Source organism: Polaribacter sp. (genome assembly GCF_965656025.1).
Lineage (GTDB): Bacteria > Bacteroidota > Bacteroidia > Flavobacteriales > Flavobacteriaceae > Polaribacter.
Map to the genome: position 1 here is coordinate 1 of NZ_CBFHJT010000015.1, position 2,759 is coordinate 2,759.

A 2,759-nucleotide genomic window follows, 5' to 3' on the forward strand; every position below is an offset into this window, starting at 1 on the left:
CCATAGAAACTAAAACGTTCCCATAATTCTGCAAAAAATAAGTAGAACAACCCTTTTGGATGTCCAAATAACTGAGGTTCTTCTGTAGTAGTACTTGCTCCTTTGTCTAACATAATTATCCTTTAATTTTTGTTGTTGAATTTGATTTATTAATTAAATGCGTTTCTACAAAATTGGTCATTTTTGTGTAGAGGTTTAAACGCGTATTTTTTCCTTTGTAAATACCATGAGTTCTATCTGGCACTATAAACATGTCAAATTGTTTATTGGCTTCAATCAATGCATTGGTCATTCTAAAACTGTTTTGTACATGTACATTATCATCACCTGTACCATGCATTAATAAATAGTTTCCTTTTAATTTATCTGCATAATTTATAGGTGAATTTTCGTCATAACCTCCAGGGTTTTCTTGTGGGGTTCTTAAAAAACGTTCTGTATAAACCGTGTCGTAAAAACGCCAAGAAGTAACTGGTGCCACTGCAATGGCTGTTGTAAAAACATCACTTCCTTTTAATAATGAATTGGTACTCATGTGACCACCAAAACTCCAGCCCCAAATACCAATATTATTTTCGTCTATATAAGAACGATCTGCTAGTTTTTTAGCTGCTGTAATTTGATCTTCAGTTTCATATTTTACCAAGTTTAAATAGGTAGATTTTTTAAAATCGCTTCCTTTAAAACCTGTTCCACGTCCATCTACACAAGCAACAATCATCCCTTTTTGCGCCAACATATTGTGCCAATAATCGTTGCTGGCATTCCATCTATTAGCCACTTGTTGCGAGCCTGGTCCAGAATATTGAAACATTAATAGTGGATACTTTTTACTTTCATCAAAATCGGCAGGTTTTATCATCCACATATTCAATTCATTGCCATTTATAGAAATGGTAGAAAATTCTTTAGGACTCATTTTATAGTCTGCTAAATTCTCTTTCAAGTCAGCATTGTCTTTAATTACTTTTAACATTTCTCCTTCTGCAGTGTATAAAGTATAAATAGGTGGTATTTCTGAAGATGAATACGTATTGATAAAGTAGTTTAAATTTGCGCTAAAAGAAGCTGTATTTGTGCCAGTTTTGTTACTAAGTAATTTTTTGTTATTGCCATCTAAACCTATAGAATACACACCTCTGTTTGTAGAGCCATTTTCTACAGATTGATAATATATTGTCTTTTTATCTTTATTGTAGCCATAATAATTAGTCACTTCCCAATTACCAGTAGTTATTTGATTGATGAGTTTTCCAGAAAAATCATAATGGTAAATATGATTATAGCCATCTTTTTCGCTTGTCCAAATAAAGCTATTATCATCTAAAAAAGTTAAGTTAACTGTAATATCGATATAAGCTTTATCCGTTTCATTTAGTAATAAAATACTACTGCTTCTTAAAGCATTTACTTTGTATAGTTTTAAATTGTTTTGATGACGATTTAATGTAGTTGCCACTAAAATATTGGCATCATTAGACCATTTTATTCTGGGGATATATTCGTAATCTCCCAAAGGAATTTTCCTAGTTTTTTTAGCAGCAAGTTGATACATATGTAAAGTAACATCTGCATTTTTCTCTCCTGCTTTCGGGTATTTAAAAACTTGTTGGGTAGGGTAATTTCCTGTTCCTAAGATATCCATAGAAAAGGTCGGTACTTCAGATTCATCAAAACGTAAAAATGCAATATGCTTGCTGTCTTTACTCCACTCAAAAGCTTTTACAAAACCAAACTCTTCTTCGTAAACCCAATCTGTGGTTCCGTTAATAATACGATTCTTAGTACCATCTTTTGTAACCTGAGTAACCTTATTATTTTTTGCTAAGTCTAAAATATACAAATTGTTGTTTTTTGCATAGGCAATTTTTTTACTGTCAGGAGAAAAAGTAGGTTGTTGTATATTTTTACCAACTAGCAAAAACTTTTTTGTGTTGATGTTGTAATAGTAGAAAGTTCCTGTAAAAGAACGTCTGTAAATTTTATTAAAATCAGTTCCTAAAATAACCGAAGACTCTTCGTTATTAAAATTATAAGAAGAAAAACTCTCTAAACCCTTTAAATCGGAACTGTTTACAACAGTTGCGACTTTTTCTAAGGTTTTGTAGCTGTATTTATCTACTGTAGTGGTTTTGGTTTCTTTGTTGTAATTTAATAAGGAATAATAATCGCCATTCATCGCATTTAAGGCATTCATTCTCTCTGGAGAAAACGTTCCGTCCCAAATTTCTTCTAACGTTATTTCTTTATAACCAGTTGTATAGTATGTTGTTTTAGAAGATTCTTTTTTGCAACCTATAAATGAAATTAGTGCTACTAAAATGAATATTTTTTTCATTACAGAAATCGATTTAGTAAAAGTTTGTCAAGTTTACGGAAAAATCAGCAAAAAAATACCAAAAAAATGGTTATAATTTATGCAATTGATTTTTATTTTCTTTAAAAATTATTTCCAAAAAAAAATCTCGATAAAATATATTTATCGAGATTTTCTATTCTTTAAGTAGCTAATTACTTTTTTTCTTTTTTCTTTTTGTCATCTTCATTTACAATAAGTGGTGTTTTGCCATCTGTAATTATTGTTTTTGCATTGCTAGATTTTGCTAATTCTTTAAAAGCTTCTATGGCTTTTAATCTAATAATACCAGGTGTTAGACCTTCTGCAATAATGAGTTGCGCGTCTCTTTCTCCTTTTGCATTTATTATTTTTCTTTCTGCTTCTAATTTTTCTTGTTTTAGTACAAACTCCATTCTCATCG

General features: G+C 30.4%; 1 protein-coding gene and 1 pseudogene. Both read right to left on the reverse strand.

What is annotated here, in order from left to right:
- Positions 1 to 115 precede the first annotated feature (115 nt).
- Positions 116 to 2,338 (reverse strand): S9 family peptidase, encoded by a 2,223-nt coding sequence (locus ACTG3S_RS04330; RefSeq protein WP_439128148.1) that lies wholly within the window; start codon positions 2,336 to 2,338, stop codon positions 116 to 118.
- Positions 2,339 to 2,511: 173 nt separating this feature from the next.
- Positions 2,512 to 2,759: pseudogene (locus ACTG3S_RS04335) on the reverse strand (prohibitin family protein); the annotation flags it as partial.